We start from the raw sequence: 18,733 nt of genomic DNA, 5'->3' as shown, positions 1-18,733 counted from the left end.
CCCATGCCCATGTTCAGTCTCCTGCCGGCTGCGGCGCGCCGCCGGCCTGCGCGCCCTTGCCGCGCAGCGCGGCCAGCACCGCATCCCTGGGGCCGTCGCGCACGATGCGCCCGTTGTCGACGACGATAATGCGCTCGACCAGCGCCAGCACCGCGTAGCGGTGCGTGGCCACCACCAGCGTGCGCTGGCCCAGCCAGGGCCGCAGCCGCGCGATCACGGCCTGCTCGGTGGCCTCGTCCAGCGACGCGGTGGGCTCGTCCAGCAGCAGCACGTTGGGCGCGCGCAGCAGCGTGCGCGCCAGGATCAGCGCCTGCTTCTGCCCGCCGGACAGGCCCACGCCGTTCTCGCGGATGGCCAGGTCCAGCCCGTGCACCTGGTTGAGCAGCAGCCGGTCGGCGCACGCCAGCCGCAGCGCCTGCAGCATCGCTTCATCGGTGGCGAGCGGGTCGGCCACCAGCAGGTTGTCGCGCAATGTTCCGTAGAACAGGCTGGATTCCTGCATCACCATGCCGACGTCGCGGCGCACGTCGGCCGGGTCGATCAGCGGCAGCGGCGTGTCGTTGAACAGGATGCGGCCCTGCACCGGCGTCGCCAGCCCGCCCAGCAGCCGCAGCAGGGTGGACTTGCCGGCGCCCACGCGGCCCAGCACCGCAATGCGCTCGCCGGGCGCGATCTGCAGTTGCGGGATGTTCAGCACCGGCTTTTCCTGCGGATCGAAGCCGTACACCACCTGCTCGAAGCGATAGCGCCCCACCAGCGCGGGCCGGTGGTACGCGTCGCGCGCCGGGTCGTGGTCCAGCGGCAGGCCCAGCAGCGCGTCCAGCCCCTTCTTGCCGACGCGCGCGTTCTGGATGCGTCCCAGCACCGCGGGAATCTGCGACAGCGGCGCGATGGTGCGGCTGGTCAGGATCGAGCAGGCCAGCACCGCGCCGAACGACAGGCCGCCATCCAGAATGCCATGCACGCCGGCCACCAGCACCCCGACATAGGCCAGTTGCTGCACCGTCTGCGACAGGTTCAGCAGCAGCCCGGCGATAAAGCGCTGCTTCAGGCCGATCTCGCCGTTGACTGCATTGACCTGGTCCCACAGCTTGCGAAAGCGCGGCTCGGCCTGCAGGGTCTTGATGTCCTCGGCCCGGTAGATCGATTCCATCAGGATCGCGTTGCGCAGCGCGGCCTCGCTCATGCCCTGGTTCGACAGCCGCGCCAGCGGAATCTGCGCCACAAGCCCGGGCAGCACCAGCAGCGGTATGGCCACCAGCGGCACCAGCACCAGCCAGCCACCCAGCAGCCAGATGATGAACAGGAAGCCGGCCACGAAGGGCAGGTCGATCAGCACCCCGAGCGTGCTGGAGGTCAGCAGCTCGCGCAGCTGCTCCAGGTCGCGCAGCTGCGCCACCAGCGTGCCGGGCGAGCGCGGGCGCGCGTCGTTGCGGATATCCAGCACGCGTGCAAAGAACATGGCCGACAGCCGCTGGTCGACCTGCTTGCCGAAATGGTCGGCAATGGAAACGCGCACCGTGCGGATCAGCAGTTCCAGCACCAGTGCCAGCGCCACGCCGCTGGCCAGCACCCACAGCGTATGCAGCGAGCGCGCCGGCACCACGCGGTCCCATACCTGCATCGCGAACAGCGAGGTGCCCACCGCCAGCAGGTTGCCGAACAGCGAGCCCGCGCCAAGCTCCGCCAGCGTGCGCCAGTTGGCGGTAAAGATGCTGCCGAGCCAGCCTTCCGGACGCGCCGCCAGGTAGGCGTCGAGGCGGCCGCTGCGCGGCGCCACCCGTTCGCGCACCAGCAGCAGGCGCACGGTGCCGTCGGCCGGCCGCGCCAGCGCTGCCAGCGCGGGGGTGCGCTCGATGGTGCCGGCCTCGGTGGGCAGCTGCAGCACCGCCTTGCCGTCGGCAATGCTCGTCAGCAGGCCCACCTGCGCGCCGTCCAGCACCACCAGCGCGGGCAGCAGCAGCGGCGACAGCGCGGCCGCTGGCAGGTCGGCAAATTGGGCCGACAACCCGGCGGCAGCCGCCATCTCGACCACGGCGCGGTCGGCGTCGGCACGATCGGCCCACGCGGCCGCGCCGCGCACCAGCTGCGGTGAAGGCGACAGCCCGAGATGGCGTGCCGCCAGCAGCAGGGCCTCGGCCCAGGCGCCTGGCGGCTGCACCGGCTGCGCGGGTGCGCCGGCATCGGGTTTGGCGGCGCCGGGCGTGGTGCCGGCATCCGGTGCGTCAAGGGTGGCTTGCACTGTCGTGCTCCCGCAGCAAGGCCACGAACCTGCCGGTGGCGGCGTGCGCCTTGATGCGCGCCAGCATGCCGTCGGCGACCGCGCCGATCCATTCCTGCTCGGCCAGGAAGATCTCGCGCTCGGGATTGAGCACGTCGGTCAGGGTCCGCTTGTTGAGGATGTATTCCTGCCAGTACAGGTCGCGCGAGGCGCGCAGCAGCGCGATCATCTGCGCGTAGCTTTGCGTGCGCGCCGCGGCGCCGGCCGCCTCGGTGGCGGCCGAATGCAGCGTGGTGCGGGCCAGCAGCCGTTCATTGTCCAGCGCCTGCTGCGCGGCGCGCTGGCCGGCGCGGGCGGCGTCGATGCGGTGCCGGTTCAGTCCGCCCAGCGAGAAGTCGCCGGCGATCGCCACCCCGATCCATGTGTCATCGTTGGCGTTGGCGCGCCCGGTCGACACCGAGCGGCTGACGCCCACGCTGACCGACGGGAAGCGCTCGGCCTCGGCCAGCGTCACGCGGGCGTGCGCGGCGTCGGCCGCCGCCGCGGCGGCCAGCACCTTGGGCGTGTGCTCGATGTCGTCGCCCTCGTCGCCCAGGCCGCGGACCTCGTCTTCGGTGCGCGCCAGTTCGGCCACGCGCTCGGGCCGCACGCCGATCAGCTCGGCCAGGCGCGACGCGGCCACGTCGAAACGGGTGCGCGCGCGCAGCACCTCGGTGCGGGCGCGCTGGATCGCCACGTCCGCCATGGTGCCGTCCGAGCTGACCGACAGCCCCGCGCGCACGCGCTGGCCGATCTTGTCGCGCGTGAGCGCAAGCGTTTCGAGCTGGCGCTGCGCGGCCGCCATCACCGCCTGGCTTGCGACCAGTTCGATATAGATCGAGGCAGTGTTGTAGGCGATCTGCTCGACCGTGTCGGACAGCTCATGGCGGCGCTGCACCAGCGAGGCGTCGGCGGCCGAGACCTTGCTGGCGGTGCGGCCGAAGTCGTACAGCAGCTGGCTGACGCCGACCGAGGCGCGCGCGCCCATGTCGTTGCCGCCGCTGCCAAAGCTGCCGCCATAGCCGGGACGCACGCCGTATTCGAGCTTCGGGTACCACGCCGCCCGCGCCACCGCGATCTCGGCCTCGCTCTGCGCCACCACCGCGTTGGCGCGGCCGATATCCGGATGGCGCGAGATGGCGATGCCGACGGCCTCGTGCAGCGCCATGCCGGCCAGCGGGATGCGCAGGGTTGCCGGCATGCCGGCCGAGGCGGCCGCAGTCGGCGCCGGCGCCGGCGCGGCAGCCAGCGTCGCCGTTGCCGCCAGCGCCGGCACGCCGGCCGGCCCGGGCACCGGCGCGGCGGCGGCCGGCAACGCCACCGACAGGGAGGCCAGCAGTGTGGCGAGCCGTGTGCCCGGAAACGTCCTTGCCGCGCGCGAGGCGGCGGGGTTGGGAAACAGCATGTGGCCGAAGCCGGGGCCGGCGCTCGCGCCGGTGTCAAGGGTCAGTCTGACTGGGAACAAAATTGCGATGCCATCCGGTGTGTCGATTGCGCCGGCAGGCATGCACGCATGGCTGCCGGCGCCACGGCCGGCCCGGCTGCTCGCGCACGCCGCCGGGCCGGGGGCTCAGGGTCAGACCAGGATCTGTTGGTTGGCCAGCAAGGTCTCCAGGTTGGTGTTCACGTTGGCCAGCGTCACCAGCGTTTGCGCGCTGTAGTCCAGGCCGGCGCCGTCACGGTCGATGGTGATCACGGTGTCGGCACCCTGCTGGGTGGCGCTGAGGTAGTCGCCGATGTTGTCGCCCGCGTCGATGCTGGCCACGCCGTTCTGGTAGTGGGCGGGGCCGTTGGCGTCGGCGGCGTAGTTTTCCAGCAGCGCGGACACATCGAGCACGTCGTTGCCGGCTTGCCCGGGCGCGGTGCCCACGGTGAAGTCCGTGATCACGTCGCTGCCGTTGGCGCCGGTGTTGTCGTTGCCGCGGTCTTCCCACAGGAACACATCGGTGCCGGCGCCACCGCTCATGGTGTCGTTGCCGGCGCCGCCGATCAGCACGTCGTTGCCGGCCTCGCCATTCAGCGTGTCGTCGCCCGCGCCGCCGCGCACCAGGTCGCTGCCGTCGCCGGCGTTGATGGTGTCATTGCCGCCGTAGCCGTAGAGCCGGTCATTGCCAGCGCTGCCCGTGAGCGTATTGCCGGCGGCGTCGCCTTCGATGATGGCCGATGGCTGGCTTGCGCCGAGCAGGTCGGTCAGCACGCCGGCGCTGACCAGCTGGCTGCCGGTCGATGTGGTGGTCAGCCCGGTGGTGTCGGTGGCGGTGATCGTCATCGCATCGAGCAGGCTTACGCTGACGCCGAGCAGGCCGCCTTCCAGCGTGATCGAGCCGAGCAGTTCGTTCAGGCTCAGGTTGTCGATCGGGCCGCCGTCCAGCGCCGTGACCGTCAGCGTGGACGACGGGCCGATGACCCCGAGAAGGCCGGGGTCGTTGTCCACGGCGAAGGCCAGCCCCAGTTCCGCAGCCAGCGCCTGGCTGGCATTGAGCCGCTGCATGCCAACGCCCAGCAGGCCGCCGTACGTGATCTCAACGCTCTGGATGTTCTCGTTGTAGTCGCTGGCGGTGAAGAACTGCTGCGCGCTCAGGTCGATCAGCCCCAGCAGGTTGGCATCGGCAATGCCCAGCAAGCCGCCGGCTTCATTCACGGCCGCCTCTGGCGCCGCCTGCTGCGCAACGGTGAAGCTCTGCGTGGTGACCGTGCCGAGGTTGCCGGCGCTGTCGGTCACGTGCGTGGTGATCGTATAGGTGCCGTCCGCGAGCTGGCCGGGGGGAAACCATTGCCACGTGGTGCCGGTGATCACGGCATCGGCCCAGGTGGCGCCGCCGTCGATGCTGACCTGCAGCGTCTCGTTGGCGGCCAGCGCCGCGCTGAGCGTGCCGCTGACCACGGGGGTGGTGTCGGCGGTGATCCAGTCGCCGGCGGTGCCGGTATCGTCGGTGAGCGCGGTGACCGTCGCGGTGGCGGTCGGCGCGGCCGTATCGACCGTCAGGTTGAAAGCGGCGGTCGGGCTGCTGACGTTGCCCGCCGCATCGGTGGCGGTAGCAGTCAGCGCATGGGGACCGTCGGCCAGCTCGGTGGTCGGCGTGAAGCTCCACGCGCCGGTGGTGGCATCGGCGACGGCGGTGCCGAGCAGCGTGGCGCCGTTGTAGATGCTGATGGTGCTGCCGGCATCGGCGGTGCCGGTAAGCGTCGGCGTGCTGTCGTTGGTGCTGTCGCCCGACGCAAGCGGGCTGGCGACCGGGTTGTCGTCGGTGACGCTGGTGATCGCCGGGATCGCGGGCGGCAGGGCATCGATGGTCACCGTCGCAGGGCCGCTGGTATTGCCCGCGGCATCGGTGGCGGTGACGCTGGCGACCGCGCCATCGGGCAGCCCGCCGGCGGGCGAATAGGACCAGTCGCCGGTGGTGGCATCGGCGGTGACGGTGCCTTCGGGGGTGCCATCGCCGTCCAGGTCGATGTTGATGGTGCTGCCGGGATCGGCTGTGCCCGCGATCGTGGTGCCGTTGGCAGTGGTGATGCTCGGGTCAGCCGGCGGCGACGTATCGACCGTGAGGTCGAAGGCGGCAGTCGGCGCGCTGATGTTACCGGCTGCATCGGTGGCGGTAGCGGTCAACGCGTAGGGGCCGTCGGTCAGCTCGGTGGTGGGCGTGAAGCTCCACGCGCCAGTGGTGGCATCGGCAACGGCGGTGCCGAGCAGCGTGGCGCCGTTGTAGATGCTGATGGTGCTGCCGGCATCGGCGGTGCCGGTAAGCGTCGGCGTGCTGTCGTTGGTGCTGTCGCCGGAGGTCAGTGGGGTGCTGACCGGATTGTCGTCGGTAACGCTGGTGATGAGCGGGACCGCGGGCGGCAGGGCATCGATGGTCGCCGTCGCGGCGCCGCTAGTATTGCCTGCGGCATCGGTGGCGGTGATCCTGGCGACCGCGCCATCGGGCAGCCCGCCAGCGGGCGAGTAGGTCCAGTCGCCAGTGGTGGCATCGGCGGCGACAGTGCCTTCGGGGGTGCCATCACCATCCAGGTCGATATTGACCGTGCTGCCAGCCTCGGCGGTGCCGGCGAGTGTGGTGCCGTTGGCAATGGTGATGCCCGGAGCCGCCGGAGGCGCTGTATCGACCGTCAGGTTGAAGGCGGCCGTCGGCGCGCTGACGTTGCCGGCTGCATCGGTGGCGGTAGCGGTCAGCGCATGGGGACCGTCGGCCAGCTCCGTCGTCGGCGTGAAGCTCCACGCGCCGGTGGTGGCATCGGCGACGGCGGTGCCGAGCAGCGTGGCGCCGTTGTAGATGCTGATGGTGCTGCCGGCATCGGCGGTGCCGCTAAGCGTCGGCGTGCTGTCGTTGGTGCTGTCGCCGGAGGCCAGCGGGGTGCTGACCGGGTTGTCGTCGGTGACGCTGGTGATGGCCGGAACCGCAGGCGGCGCCGCGTCGACCGTGGCGGTGGCCGGTGCGCTGGCGTTGCCGGCGGCGTCGGTGGCGGTAACGCTGATCGCGGTGCCGTCGGGCAGCGGTGTGGCGGGCGAATAGGTCCAGTCGCCGGTGGTGGCATCGGCGGTGACAGTGGCGTCCGGGGTGCCGTCGCCATCCAGGTCGATATCGATCGCGCTGCCGGGATCGGCAGTGCCCGAGATGGTGGTGCCGCTGGCAATGGTGATGCTCGGAGCCGCCGGCGGCGCCGTATCGACCGTCAGGTTGAAGGCGGCGGTCGGCGCGCTGACGTTGCCCGCTGCATCGGTGGCGGTAGCGGTCAGTGCATTGGGGCCATCGGTCAGCGGCGTGCCCGGCGTGAAGCTCCAGGCGCCGGTGGTGGCATCCGCGACGGTGGTGCCGAGCAGCGTGGCGCCGCTGTAGATGCTGATGGTGCTGCCGGCATCGGCGGTGCCGGAAAGCGTCGGCGTGCTGTCGTTGGTGCTGTCGCCCGACGCAAGCGGGGTGGCGACCGGGTTGTCGTCGGTGACGCTGGCGATGGCCGGAATCGCTGGCGGCGTGGCATCCAGCGTCAAGGTGAAGGCAGTGCTGGGCGCGCTGGTATTGCCGGCGGCATCGGTGGCGGTGACGGTCAGGCTCACGGCGCCATCGGGCAGCGCTGTTGTCGGCGTGAAACTCCAGGCGCCGGTGGTGGCGTCTGCCGTGGTGGTGCCGATCAGCGTGGTGCCGTTGTAGACGCTGATGGTGCTGCCGGCCTCGGCGGTACCGGAAAGGGTCGGGGTGCCGTCGTTGGTGGCATCGCCGTCTGCGAGCGGGCCGGTCGACGGCGTAGCGTCATCCACGACGCCGGCGAGCGCCGGCGTGGCCGGCGCGCTGGCATCGACCGTGGCGGTGGCCGGCGTGCTGGTATTGCCTGGGGCGTCGGTGGCGGTGACGCTGACGACGGTGCCGTCGCCCAGTGCCGGCGATGGGGTGTAGGTCCAGGTGCCGCCGGCGTTGGCGGTGACCGTGGCGTCGGGCGTGCCGTCGCCATTCAGGTCGATATGGACGGTGCTGCCGGGTTCGGCGGTGCCAGCGATCACGGTGCCGTTGCTCGGCGTGATCGTTGGCGCCGTGGGCGCGGCCGTATCGACCGTGAGCAGGAACGGTGCGCTGGCGGGGCCGGTATTGCCGACCGCATCGGTGGCGGTGACCGTCAGCGCATAGTTGCCGTCGGACAGGCCCGACGGCGGCGTGAAGGTCCAGTGCCCGGCCGCGTCGGCGGTGGTGGTGCCGAGCAGGGTGGTGCCGTGGTAGACGCTGATGGTGCTGCCCGCTTCGGCGTCGCCGGACAGCGTGGGCGTTGTGTCGCTGGTGCTGCCTCCGGCAACGATCGCCGTGCCGGCATCGTTGCTGGCCGCGTTGATGGTGGGCGCTGCCGGCGCCGCGCCATCGACGGTCACCGTGGCCGGCGGGCTGGTATTGCCGGAGCCATCGGTGGCGGTCACGCTGACCACGGTGCCGTCGGCAAGCCGCTGCGGCGGCGTGTAGGTCCAGTTGCCCGCGGCATCGGCGGTGACCGTTGCATCGGCCTTGCCGTCGCCGCTGAAGTCGATGCCGACCGTGCTGCCGGCCGGCGCGGTGCCGGACAGCGTGGCGCCGTTGGTGGGCGCAACCGTGGGCGTGGCCGGCGCGACGCCCCCGCCTGCTCCGACGCCGCTACTGCCGCTGCCGCCACCATCGCCACCGCCGCTGCTGGCCGCGGCCGCGATGATGCCGGCACCGGCCGCAGCGCCCAGCACCCCGAGCAGCACTGCCGTGGAGCTGCTGTCGCCGATCGGCTCGAACAGCATCGCCGCCTCGGCCACGCCATCGCCCTGCGCGCCGAGCGCCTGGCTGAAGTCGGCCAGCCATTGGCCGTCTTCCTGCACGAACACCAGGTTGTTGAACTGTGCGCCGTGGGTGAAGAAGCCCTGGATGCGCAGCGTGCTGCCATCGCGCATGGTCAGCAGCAGGTCGTTGCCTTCGCGCGCGTAGTTGGCGACGCTGTCGCGCTGCGCGGCGATCAGGAAGTTGGCCGGGCCCTCAGGTGAGGCAACGCTGCGGGTGCCAGGGGCGACAGGAACATCCGTGTGGTTGAGCAGAACGCCTGACGAAGCCATGCTGAGTCTCCTTCATCCTGAGTGACCGGTAGGTAGTGCATGCACAGTATTCGCGCGCACACACATTCGTCCATGCGAGATCTGTTTCAGATTCGATACAGTGCGCCGGTTTGATAGGCGCTGCGCAATCCCGATAGCGGCAGGGCCGGTGCCGCGTGCGCGCGGCTCAGCCGGGCACGCCGCCGCGGCTGGCGAAGGCGTCGTCATTGGACGCGCCCAGGCGTGTGCGCCGGGTTTCGGATGGCGTTTCGCCGAAGGCCATCCGGTAGTCATGGGCGAACTGGCCGAGGTGGCTGAAGCCCCATTGCCGCGCGATCTGCGCGACCGAGTGCTCGAGCTCGCCGCCGCGCAAGGCGCCATAGACGCCTTCGAGCCGCACGCGCTTGGCATACTGCATCGGCGAGCAGCCCTGGAAGCGGGCGAAGCCGGCCTGCAGCGTGCGCACGCTGACGCGTGCCGCGCGGGCAATGTCGTCCAGCGCCAGCACGGCGCGGGCATTGGCATGGATATAGTCGATCGCGCGCTTGACGTGGCGCGGCGACGGTCCGGCGTGGCGCTGCTCCAGCAGCAGCGAGTAGTTGTGCGGGATATCGTCCAGCACGGCGTAGACCAGCGCGTCGGCCAGGCTCAGCGCCAGCTCCGCCGCGCAGGCGCGCATGCGTTCGTCATCGCGCCGCAAGCCGGGCGCGGCGCCGGCCAGCGCGCGTGCCAGCTGCAGCGCCGGGGCATCGGCCGGAATCGACTGGTGGAATTTCACGCGCTGCACCAGTGGGCGTTCCAGCAGGTGCCGCAGCCGGTTATGCAGGCGTGCGCCGTCGATCATGACCATGTCGTAGCTGCCGGGCTGCCAGCGCCAGACCCCCACCTGCTGCATGTCGAGCACAAACGATGCCGGCGTTGGCGACAGCGGTGCGCACGCGGTCCTGCCGGTCTCGAGGCCGGCGCCCTGCGCGGCGGTCAGCAGCAAGTAGCCGTCGACACGCTGCGCCAGATCCAGTTGAATTGCCGCGGTGGTCGAGAGCCGGATCACCGCCAGTTCGCCGAACTGGTGTTGCTGCAGCTCGAAGTCCAATGCTGGCGACGCCGTGTGTACCGCAACGCCGGGATAGAGTTGCGACAGCGCTGCGCGGACCTGGTCCGGGCTGTTCCCCGCGATGCGCGCGGTCTGGATCGTGGCCTTGGTCATGTGCCGATGCGTTTCCTGGGTAAGGCCGAAGCCGGCCTGGCGGCGCGAATGCACCGCCAGGTTTTCCCCCACGAAAACCACGGCAACGCCGTGATGGCAAACCGGACCTCATGATGACCCGCCCCTTGCCGGCCTATGCCATGCAGAGGGGTCCCCCATGCGTCGCGACGTTCGGCGCTGCCTGCAAAGCTCGCCGCGCCCCGGTTTCGGGCCGCATCCGCGGGAGCCAATGTGCTGCCAGACAGGACCGCCGCCGGTCCTTCTTATTTGCAAACCAGATTTAAATAAAAATAATATCCGGTAGCGAAATTTGCATTTACGACGATATGTATCACTTTAATCGAATATTGGATTTCGCGAATGGATTGTGCGTGCGCGGATTCATGGCGGGGATTGGCGTTTACGCGCATGCGGAGGACCAGGGAGCGGCGTGCGCCCGTGCCGGCGCGCCGATTCAGACGTAAGCGATCAGCCGCCCGGCGCAGATCACCAGCAACCATACGGCGATCGACAAAATGGCATTCAGGCGGGCGCCGGCAGGCGGCGGGGCGTCGGCGTCCCAGCCGTGCTCGCGGTCGTGCAGGCTGCGGCTCGGGCCCGCGTGGAACCACAGCACGTTGGCAAGCGCCAGCGCGATCAGGCCCAGCTTGGCCAGGAAGGCGGGATTGGCGGCCAGTTCGTCGGCATGGGCCACGAACAGCAGCACGCCGCTGGCCGCGACGGCGATGAAGGCGCCGATGGTGAAGGGCAGCGCATGGCGCAGCAGCAGGCTCACCGGCAGCCGCCGGCCCAGCCCGGCCAGCCGCATGTCGACCACGAAGATGGAGCCGAACAGCAGCGCCATGCCGGCGAGGTGGACGATCTCCACCGCGGGGTAGGCCCACGCCGAACTGCGCAGCGCGGTTGCGAACGGCAGCCGCGCCAGCGTGCTGGCCCATTCGGTCCAGGCGGCGAACAGCGCCGGCATGCGGCGTGCGGCTCAGCGCAGCTCGACTGTCTTGCCGTCCATCGTGATGCGCTCGGCGCGCAGCTCGTCCGGTTTTTCCTTGCTGGCGTAGCCGACCAGCGTGACCTCGCGCCCCACCGCGACCTTGTCCGAGGTCGCACCGCGCGCTTCCATGCGCGATACCGGTGCCAGCACCGCCAGCCAGCGCTTGCCGCCAGCGTCGATGCGGATGTGCGCGTGCGGGTTCTCGTAATGGCTTTCGACGATCTTGCCGGTCAGCGTCAGCGGCCGGGTCTCGTCATAGGTCGACCAGCCGTGGTGGGCGATGGCGGGGACGGCCGCCACGGCCAGGGCGGCGGCGCTCAGGGCGCGACGGAACAGGGCGGGGCGGAACAGGGCGCGAATGCTGGGCATGGCGGGTCTCCGGTCAGGACAGGTGCAGTATAGGCGCCGATTCCTGACCTTGCCGCAGCGCACCCTGCCCGTCAGGGTTGCGCGCGGCAGGTGTCGGCGCGCTGCACCAGCCGGCGCAGGCCCGGGCTCATGGGCTTGAGCGCGGCGCGCTCGGCCGTCAGCGCGAGCGCCAGGTTGCGGCGGTTGCTGCGCAGCGCCGCTTCGAGCAGTGTCAGCCCGATCACGTCGCGCTGCGCGTGGCTGCCGCCGAAGCGGTGCGCGAGCAGGCGCACCGGCAGCAGCAGTTCGATGGCGGCGGCGTAGTCGCCCTGCCCGAACGCGATCAGCGCATCGGCCACCGGCAGCCCCACCTCGCGTGACATCATCGCGTTGGTGCCGTTGCCCAGCGCGGCACGCTCCAGCGCGGCGCGCACCTGGTCGGCCGCCGCGGGGCGCTGCGCGCCCACGCTTGCCATCACCGCATGCACGTCGTTGAAGGCGTAATAGCCGGCCGCGCCGCGGCCGAGCCAGTCATCGGCCACGGCCTGCCAGCGCCGGCCCACGTCGACGCCGCGCAGGTGCAGCCGCCACAGCAGCGCGGAGGCGTCGACCAGGTCCAGCGCGATCGCCGGCGCGGGCCGGCTGATGGCGCGGTCGTACAGCGCCAGCACTTCGTCGGTCCGGTCGTCCTCCAGCAGAAACAGCGCGAGGTGCCACCAGTTATGCACGGCCAGCATGTTGTCGTCGGCCCAGTCCTGGCGGCGGCCTTCGAGCCAGGCAATGCCATCGGCGCGCCGGCCCTGCATCTCCATCACGTGCGCCACCGCGTGCACCGCCCACGGGTCGCGCGGCTGGCATTCCAGCGCGCGCCGGCCGGCTTCCTCGGCGCGCTCGTAGAGCTGGGTTTCTTCCAGGCCGAACGCGTGCATGCCAAGCACATAGCCATAGCCGGGCATGGCGGCGTCCCAGTGCGGCAGGGCCTGCGCCACGCGGTCGCGCAGCATGGTCGACTGGCCCAGCAGGAAGTCGCCCAGGTGGGCGGTCTGCAGCGCCAGCAGGTCGCGTGGATGATCGATCACGATGTCGCCATAGCCGCGCACGGCGCGCTCGAAATCCCCGCCGAGCCAGGCGCGGGCCGCGGCGATATGGCGGCGCTCGCGCTCGTTGGCGCGGGCGTGCAGGGCTTCGCCGGCTTCGACGCTCTGGCGCAGCAGGGGCTCGGCGGTGCCGTCGCCCGAAGTCAGCATCAGCGCGGCGCGCAGGGCGTGGCCCATGGCGAAGCCGGGGTCGTCGGCCAGCGCCGCGTCGATCACGGCGAGCGGGTCGCCGTAGTAGCCGTTCAGCAGGCGCAGGGCGGTCTCGTACTGCGCCACCGAGCGCGTGTTCAAGGTCGAGACCGCGAGGTCCCGGGAATCCGTCAGTGCCATGACCGTCTCCGTGCGCCCGCGCGGCGGCGGGCTGTCACGAACCATCGTAGACGGCAAAACGCCCGGTGTAACGGGCGCGGCGCGGTGCGGCGCACCATGCCTGCCGGCGGCGCGCGTGGAATGCGCGATATGCCGCCGCCGTCATACCGCGACCATACCGCTCGCGTGCGTCGGTTAAACTGCCGCATCCCCAATCAGACCTCGAGACCAGGCCTTCCATGAAAACACTCGCGCTTTTCCTTGGCACCCTGACCTTTGCCGGCGCCGCGTGCGCCGCCGGGCCGGCCGCTTCGGCGCCTGCCGCCGCGTCAGCGCCGCAGACGCTGGCGTCGGGCATGACCATCCAGCACCTGATCAAGGGCAACGGCGCCTCGCCCAAGGCCACCGACACGGTACAGGTGCACTACCGCGGCACGCTCGCCGACGGCACCGAGTTCGACAGCTCGTACAAGCGCGGCCAGCCGATCTCGTTTCCGCTCAACCGCGTGATCCCGTGCTGGACCGAGGGCGTGCAGGCCATGCAGGTGGGCGGCAAGGCCCGCCTGACCTGCCCCCCGGGCACCGCCTACGGCGCGCGCGGCGTGCCGGGCACGATCCCGCCGAATGCCACGCTGACCTTCGAGGTGGTGCTGCTGGGCGTCGGCGGCTAAGCGCCAGCGCCTTCAGCGCGGCGACTGCGGCTGCGCGGGCGCCGGCGTGCCCGCGGATGCTGCCGCTGCGGGGTCGGCGCCGGCGTCCTCGTCGTCGCCGTAGTCCGGCAACGCGGTGTTTTCGCCGAGCAGGTAGCGCCGCCGCTGCAGGTACGCGTCGCGCACAAAGGCGTACCTGTCCAGCGCCGCCAGCCTGAGCAGGTCGGTGGCGCCGAGCAGGTTGGTGCGCACGTCGACCACGTTCATCCCGTACAGCGAGTTGCGCACCGCCGGCTCGGCATAAGTGGTGGGATCGAACCAGAAATTCACATACAGTCCCGCGCCGTCGCGGATCGAGCTGGGCCCGAACACCGGCAGAACCAGGTAGGGCCCTGACGGCACGCCCCACGTGCCCAGCGTCAGCCCGAAGTCCTGCGAGTGCTTCGGCAGCCCGGCCGGCGTGGCGATGTCGATCAGTCCGCCCAGTCCCAGCACGGAATTCATCGCCACCCGCATAAAGCTCTCCGCGGCCGCCACGCCCTTGCCCTGCAGCAGGTTGTTGGCAAAGTTGCCGATGTCCGCGAGGTTCGAATAGAAATTGCTGACCGCCGTGCGCACCGGTTGCGGCGTGACCGCCTGGTAGCCCCTGGCCACCGGCATCGCGACATACTGGTCCAGCTTGTCGTTGACGGTGAAGATGGCGCGGTTCATCGGCTCCAGCGGATCGTCCGGGCTGGCTTGCGGTCCGGTGGCGCAGGCCGCGAGCAGGGCGGCGGCGATGACGGGGGTGGCAAGCGTCGGAAAGCGAAGCGGAACAGGCATCGAGGCAAACAGGGTCGGTCAGGCGCGAAGCGAGGTTCAGGGCAGGGCCGGCTGGTCGGGTCCTGGATGGCTGCCTTCGCGCGGGCGGCCCATCAGGATCGGCTGGAAGAACACCGCGCCGACCAGCGTGCACGCCAGCGCCAGCGCCAGCAGCTTGCCCATGCTGGCGGTGCCGGGATGCTGCGACAGCCACAGGCTGCCGAAGGCGACGGCGGTGGTCGCGGCGCTGTACAGCACCGCGTGCGTCAGGCTGGACTGCAGCAGCCGGGTCTTGCCGTGCCGCCAGGCAATCACGTAGTAGATCTTGAAGGCGACGCCCACGCCGAGCAGCAGCGGCAGCGCGATCACGTTGGCAAAGTTCAGCGCAATGCCGAATACCACGCACAGCTCCAGCGTGACGATGGCCGACACCAGCAGCGGGACCAGCGTGCGCAGCACGTCGCCGAAGCGGCGCAGCGTGATCCACAGCAGCAGGGTGATCGACAGCACCGCCCACGCGCCGGCCTGCGCGAACGCGGTCATGATGGTATCGGCCGAGCCGCGGATCGAGATCGGCCCGCCGGTGGCGTCGGGCGCGACGCGCTGCACCGCGGCGATAAAGCGCGCCAGCGCGGCTTCGCGCTGCGCGCTGCCCTGCTCGGGCAGCCTGGGGCTGACGCTGACCAGCGCGCGTCCGTCCGGCGTGATCCAGTCGCGCACCAGTTCCGGCGGCAAGGTCTGCAGGCTGACGGGTTGGGGGCTCAGCGCCAGCTTCAGCCTGGCCAGCGCCAGTTGCAGCGGCAGCGCGATGGCGCGCTCGGCGCGGTCGCGCGTGGGCGCATCCGCGCCGGCCAGCTTTTTCAGCGTGGCGGACAGGTGCGCCGCTTCGGCGGCGCCCGGGCCGGGATGTTCGTCGGCGGCGATGGCGAGTTGCCGCGCGGCGTTGCGCAGCGCATTGACGCGCGCGCCGTCGGTCGCGGGCGCCGCGGCGGGCTGCGTCAGCGCCGGCATCAGCGCGGCCGAGGCCTGGCCGATGGCCTGCAGCCTGGGCGGCTGGTCGTCCGGGATAAAGCTCTGCAGCGTGACCGCGCGCGCCACTTCGGGCAGCGCCGCGAGCCGGCCCGCAAGCGCGTGCGCGGCCGGCAGCGACGGTGCCAGCACGCTGACATCGTCGGTGCCGGCCTGCGGCGCGTCCTTGAGCGCCAGCAGCGTGGCCATCGATTCGGACTGCGGATCCTTCAGGTGCAGCGGGTCGAAGTCGAAGCGCAGGTGCGGCAGCAGCGGCGCGCCCGCCAGGATGGCGAGCAGCGTGACCCCCAGCACCGGCTTGCGGTAGCGTTCGAAGAAGCGGTCCGCGGGCGCCAGCCAGGCAAAGCCCGGCGACGCGGATTCGCCGCCGGGCTTCAGCACCGCGATCAGCGCCGGCAGCAGCGTGAAGGTGGTGATGAACGCCACCATCATGCCGACGCCGGCGATCAGGCCCAGTTCGGCGACGCCGCGGTAGTCGGTGGGCAGGAAGCAGAAGAACGCCGCCGCGGTGGCCGCGGCGGCCAGCGCCAGCGGTGCGCCCACCGCGCGCGCGGCCAGCCCCAGCGCATCGACGATGTGGTCGCGGTCATGGCGCTCGGCGCGGTAGCGCACGCCGAACTGGATGCCGAAGTCCACGCCCAGCCCGACGAACAGCACCGCGAAGGCCACCGAGATCATGTTGAGCGCGCCGACCATGGCCAGCCCCAGCGCGGCGGTGACCAGCAGCCCGGCGAACAGGCTCGCCAGCACCGCGACGATCAGCCGCGCCGAACGCAGCGCGAGCCACAGGATCAGCACCACCGCCAGCACGGTCAGCACGCCGTTGAGCACGGCGCCGTCGCTGACCGAGGCGAACTCGTCGTCGGCCAGCGCCTGCGGGCCGGTCAGCCGCACCGAGGCCTGGTAGCGCTGCGCCAGCCGCAGTTCGGCCGCGGCGTGCCGGATCGCGCGCGCGGCGGCGGCGCCGGCTTTCAGGTCGCTGTAGTCGAGTACCGGGCTGAGCGCGACATAGCGGTAGACCTGGCCGTCGGCGCCGGGCCTGAGGCTGTCGTCGAGCAGTCCCGCCCACGACAGCGCGGCGGGCTGGCCGGCCAGCACCTGGTCCAGCGTGCGCGCGCTGCTGCCCAGCAGCGCGGCCATGTCGCCCAGCCTGACCTGCCCCATCTGCAGCGGCAGCGCCAGCGTGGTGGCGAGCACATCGGACAGGCCGCGCAGCGTCGGGTCGTGCGCGAGGGCGTTGATCAGCGGGCGCGCCTGCACGAGCTGCTGCGTCAGCTGGCGGACTTGATCGGTGCCGGCGAAGAGCAGGCCGTTGCGTGCGAAGAAGGCGCCGCCGCCGGGCTGGCTGACGGCGGTGAAGCGCGCCGGCTGCTGGCGCAAGGCTTCGGCCAGCGCATCGGCGGCGGCATCGGCCAGTTCCGCGGCGGGCGCCTGCACCACCGCCAGGATCATCTGGCCACGCTGGGGGAAGGCCTTGCCGATGGCCTCGTCGCGCAGCGCCCACGGCGCGTCGGAATCCAGCAGGCGGCCGATGTCGGTGTTGATGGCAAAGTTGCGGGCCACGTAGACGCCGCTGGCCGCCGTCAGCAATGCCGCCAGCAGGATGACGCGCCACGGCCAGGCGGTGGCAAGCCGGACGATGCGTGTCAGCAGCGAAGTCAGCATGGACGGATCCGGAAGGAGCACGAACCGCGAGTATATCGGCTGGCGCCGTGCGGCATGCGCCATGCGGCGTCGGCGCTGCCGCGATGCGGGCGGATCCGCTATACACTGTCGGCCGGGTGTCGGCGCGCTGGTCCGGCGCCGCCGCCTCACCGTTCTCTGTTGGTTCCCGCTCTTGCATCCATGACGATTCACCGTTTGCTTTCCGTGGCGCCGCTGGCAGCGATGGCCATGGCATCCGTCGTGCACGCCCAGGCAGTCCAGCCCGGCGACCTGCGCGCCAGCCCCGAGCGGCTGGTGCAGGCCGCGGTGGAGGGCGTGATCGGCACCATCCAGTCGCAGCCCGACACGCGCGCCGGCGACCTCGGCAAGATCACCGCGGTCGTGCAGAAGCAGTTCCTGCCCTACACCGATTTCCAGCGCACCACGCGGCTGGCGCTGGGCAGCGCCTGGCGCACCGCCACGCCGGAGCAGCAGCAACAGCTGTACGAGCAGTTCCAGACGCTGCTGGTGCGCAGCTATGCGGTTTCGCTGGCGCAGCTGCGCGAGCAGAACGTCAGGTTCCGCTACCAGCCGTCCAAGGCCGGCAGCGGCGCCACCGATGTGGTGGTGCAGACGAGCGTGATCAACAATGCCGACGAGATGCAGATCGACTACCGGCTGCAGCGCACCGCGACCGGGTGGAAGATCTATGACATCAACATGATGGGCGCGTGGCTGATCGAGGTGTACCGCAAGCAGTTTGCCGACATCGTCGCGCGCAACGGCATCGACGGGCTGGTGAAGTACCTGACCACGCATAACGCGCGCCAGGCGTCGGAGATCTGAGCGGGCGCCTGCCGCGGCCGCACTAGCGGCGTGCGCGCCGCCAGCGGCGCAGTTCCACCCACTGCCATGACAGCAGCGCCGGCACGCCGAACAGGATCTCGCGCGCGCGCCTGACCAGCGCCAGTGCCAGCGCCACCTGCGTGTCCATCCCCAGCAGCTGGCCCAGCAGCACCACCACGGCTTCCTGCACGCCCAGCCCGGCCGGCACGAAAAACGCCACGTGGCGCGCGGCCTGCGTCAGCGACTCGATCGCCAGCGCCTGCCAGAGCGGCACCGGATGGCACAGCAGCCACAACGCCAGCCAGATCTCCAGCGTGCCGCTGAGCAGTCCGGCCAGTTGCCAGCCCAGGGCCTGCGCCAGCTCGCGGTGGCGCTGGTTGAGCGCGCGGATCTGCGCGTCCAGGCGCGCGCCGTCGATCATCGCGACGATGCGGTGGTCGGCGCCGAACAGCCGGCGCGCCGCGCCTTCCAGTTTCTCGAAGAGCGCGGCGTGGCGCAGCGACAGCGCGAACAGTACCGGCACCGGCAGCGACAGCAGCAAGCCGGCCAGGATGATCGACGCGCTGGCGCGCTGCTGCAGCGCGAGTACCAGCATCAGCACGCCGGTGGCGGCGAACAGGTATTGCGAGAACATGGTCAGCATCACTTCGACCACTACGCTGGCGGTGACCGCGGTGGTGTCGCGGATGCGCAGCCGCGTCAGGCGAATGCCGACCAACTCGCCGCCCACGCCCACGGTGGGCAGCAGGCGGCCCACCGCCTCGCGCACCGCGGCGACCCACCACAGGAAGCCGATGCCGGCCTGTTCATCGGGATCGGCGGAAGTCAGCAGCACGCGCCAGCCCTGCGCGTCGAGCAGCAGCGGCAGCGCGTGCAGCGGCACCAGCAGCAACAGCGGCCAGCCACCCTGCGCCATCACGGCGGCGACATCGCCGGCGCCCTGGTGGATCACCAGCGCGGTCAGCGCCAGCAGCCCGAGCAGTCCCATCAGGTAAGCCAGGCGTTTCATCGGCAGG

The 18,733-nt window shown here is 71.1% G+C and carries 12 protein-coding genes; 2 read left to right on the top strand and 10 right to left on the bottom strand.

Annotated features, from left to right (window positions below; translation table 11 throughout):
• Positions 1–13: 13 nt before the first annotated feature.
• The 7 genes from CBM2594_RS23585 to CBM2594_RS23555 form a co-directional block, all read right to left on the bottom strand.
• Positions 14–2,161 carry a type I secretion system permease/ATPase gene (locus tag CBM2594_RS23585; RefSeq protein WP_116359746.1) on the bottom strand — a complete coding sequence of 716 codons (2,148 nt, stop codon included), beginning with the start codon at positions 2,159–2,161 and terminating at the stop codon, positions 14–16.
• Positions 2,162–2,225: 64 nt separating this feature from the next.
• Positions 2,226–3,665, bottom strand: coding sequence for a TolC family protein (locus CBM2594_RS23580; protein ID WP_232346724.1), 1,440 nt, complete (start codon positions 3,663–3,665; stop codon positions 2,226–2,228).
• Positions 3,666–3,836: 171 nt separating this feature from the next.
• The gene (locus CBM2594_RS23575) at positions 3,837–8,816 is read right to left on the bottom strand and encodes an Ig-like domain-containing protein (protein ID WP_147310445.1); all 4,980 of its coding nucleotides are present in this window, start codon (positions 8,814–8,816) and stop codon (positions 3,837–3,839) included.
• A 166-nt stretch (positions 8,817–8,982) separates the two neighbouring features.
• Positions 8,983–10,002: a helix-turn-helix transcriptional regulator gene (locus CBM2594_RS23570; protein ID WP_147310444.1), complete on the bottom strand. Its 1,020-nt coding sequence runs from the start codon at positions 10,000–10,002 to the stop codon at positions 8,983–8,985.
• A 454-nt stretch (positions 10,003–10,456) separates the two neighbouring features.
• A complete protein-coding gene (locus CBM2594_RS23565) occupies positions 10,457–10,969 on the bottom strand; it encodes a DUF6644 family protein (protein WP_116359206.1) in 513 nt (170 codons plus the stop codon).
• Positions 10,970–10,981: 12 nt separating this feature from the next.
• Complete coding sequence (locus CBM2594_RS23560) at positions 10,982–11,362, bottom strand: DUF6152 family protein (protein ID WP_116359205.1); 381 nt, start codon at positions 11,360–11,362, stop codon at positions 10,982–10,984.
• Between the two features lie 71 nt (positions 11,363–11,433).
• Positions 11,434–12,768 carry a tetratricopeptide repeat protein gene (locus tag CBM2594_RS23555; protein ID WP_116359204.1) on the bottom strand — a complete coding sequence of 445 codons (1,335 nt, stop codon included), beginning with the start codon at positions 12,766–12,768 and terminating at the stop codon, positions 11,434–11,436.
• A gap of 218 nt (positions 12,769–12,986) precedes the next feature.
• On the opposite strand from CBM2594_RS23555, the gene CBM2594_RS23550 reads away from it, so the two are divergent.
• A complete protein-coding gene (locus tag CBM2594_RS23550; protein WP_116359203.1) occupies positions 12,987–13,418 on the top strand; it encodes an FKBP-type peptidyl-prolyl cis-trans isomerase in 432 nt (143 codons plus the stop codon).
• 12 nt (positions 13,419–13,430) lie between these two features.
• On the opposite strand, the gene CBM2594_RS23545 is transcribed toward CBM2594_RS23550, so the two are convergent.
• Both CBM2594_RS23545 and CBM2594_RS23540 read right to left on the bottom strand, forming a co-directional pair.
• A complete protein-coding gene (locus tag CBM2594_RS23545) occupies positions 13,431–14,219 on the bottom strand; it encodes an MlaA family lipoprotein (protein ID WP_116359202.1) in 789 nt (262 codons plus the stop codon).
• A gap of 36 nt (positions 14,220–14,255) precedes the next feature.
• Positions 14,256–16,892: an MMPL family transporter gene (locus CBM2594_RS23540; RefSeq protein WP_116359744.1), complete on the bottom strand. Its 2,637-nt coding sequence runs from the start codon at positions 16,890–16,892 to the stop codon at positions 14,256–14,258.
• Positions 16,893–17,072: 180 nt separating this feature from the next.
• Between CBM2594_RS23540 and CBM2594_RS23535 the strand changes: the two genes are divergently transcribed.
• Positions 17,073–17,717, top strand: a complete 645-nt coding sequence (locus tag CBM2594_RS23535) for an MlaC/ttg2D family ABC transporter substrate-binding protein (protein WP_116359201.1) — start codon at positions 17,073–17,075, stop codon at positions 17,715–17,717.
• Positions 17,718–17,739: 22 nt separating this feature from the next.
• On the opposite strand, the gene CBM2594_RS23530 is transcribed toward CBM2594_RS23535, so the two are convergent.
• The gene (locus tag CBM2594_RS23530) at positions 17,740–18,726 is read right to left on the bottom strand and encodes a lysylphosphatidylglycerol synthase domain-containing protein (RefSeq protein WP_116359200.1); all 987 of its coding nucleotides are present in this window, start codon (positions 18,724–18,726) and stop codon (positions 17,740–17,742) included.
• Positions 18,727–18,733: the final 7 nt, after the last annotated feature.

The organism is Cupriavidus taiwanensis (genome assembly GCF_900249755.1).
Classification (GTDB): Bacteria; Pseudomonadota; Gammaproteobacteria; order Burkholderiales; family Burkholderiaceae; genus Cupriavidus; species Cupriavidus taiwanensis_D.
Note: the sequence above shows the minus strand (reverse complement) of the source record. Positions and strands in the feature narration are given on the sequence as shown.

Bases quoted from the DNA above. Each gene is read 5' to 3' on its own strand.
- CBM2594_RS23580 (WP_232346724.1), bottom strand. From the start codon at position 3,665: ATGCTGTTTCCCAACCCCGCCGCCTCGCGCGCGGCAAGGACGTTTCCG.
- CBM2594_RS23575 (WP_147310445.1), bottom strand. From the start codon at position 8,816: ATGGCTTCGTCAGGCGTTCTGCTCAACCACACGGATGTTCCTGTCGCC.
- CBM2594_RS23570 (WP_147310444.1), bottom strand. From the start codon at position 10,002: ATGACCAAGGCCACGATCCAGACCGCGCGCATCGCGGGGAACAGCCCG.
- CBM2594_RS23565 (WP_116359206.1), bottom strand. From the start codon at position 10,969: ATGCCGGCGCTGTTCGCCGCCTGGACCGAATGGGCCAGCACGCTGGCG.
- CBM2594_RS23560 (WP_116359205.1), bottom strand. From the start codon at position 11,362: ATGCCCAGCATTCGCGCCCTGTTCCGCCCCGCCCTGTTCCGTCGCGCC.
- CBM2594_RS23555 (WP_116359204.1), bottom strand. From the start codon at position 12,768: ATGGCACTGACGGATTCCCGGGACCTCGCGGTCTCGACCTTGAACACG.
- CBM2594_RS23550 (WP_116359203.1), top strand. From the start codon at position 12,987: ATGAAAACACTCGCGCTTTTCCTTGGCACCCTGACCTTTGCCGGCGCC.
- CBM2594_RS23545 (WP_116359202.1), bottom strand. From the start codon at position 14,219: ATGCCTGTTCCGCTTCGCTTTCCGACGCTTGCCACCCCCGTCATCGCC.
- CBM2594_RS23540 (WP_116359744.1), bottom strand. From the start codon at position 16,892: ATGCTGACTTCGCTGCTGACACGCATCGTCCGGCTTGCCACCGCCTGG.
- CBM2594_RS23535 (WP_116359201.1), top strand. From the start codon at position 17,073: ATGACGATTCACCGTTTGCTTTCCGTGGCGCCGCTGGCAGCGATGGCC.
- CBM2594_RS23530 (WP_116359200.1), bottom strand. From the start codon at position 18,726: ATGAAACGCCTGGCTTACCTGATGGGACTGCTCGGGCTGCTGGCGCTG.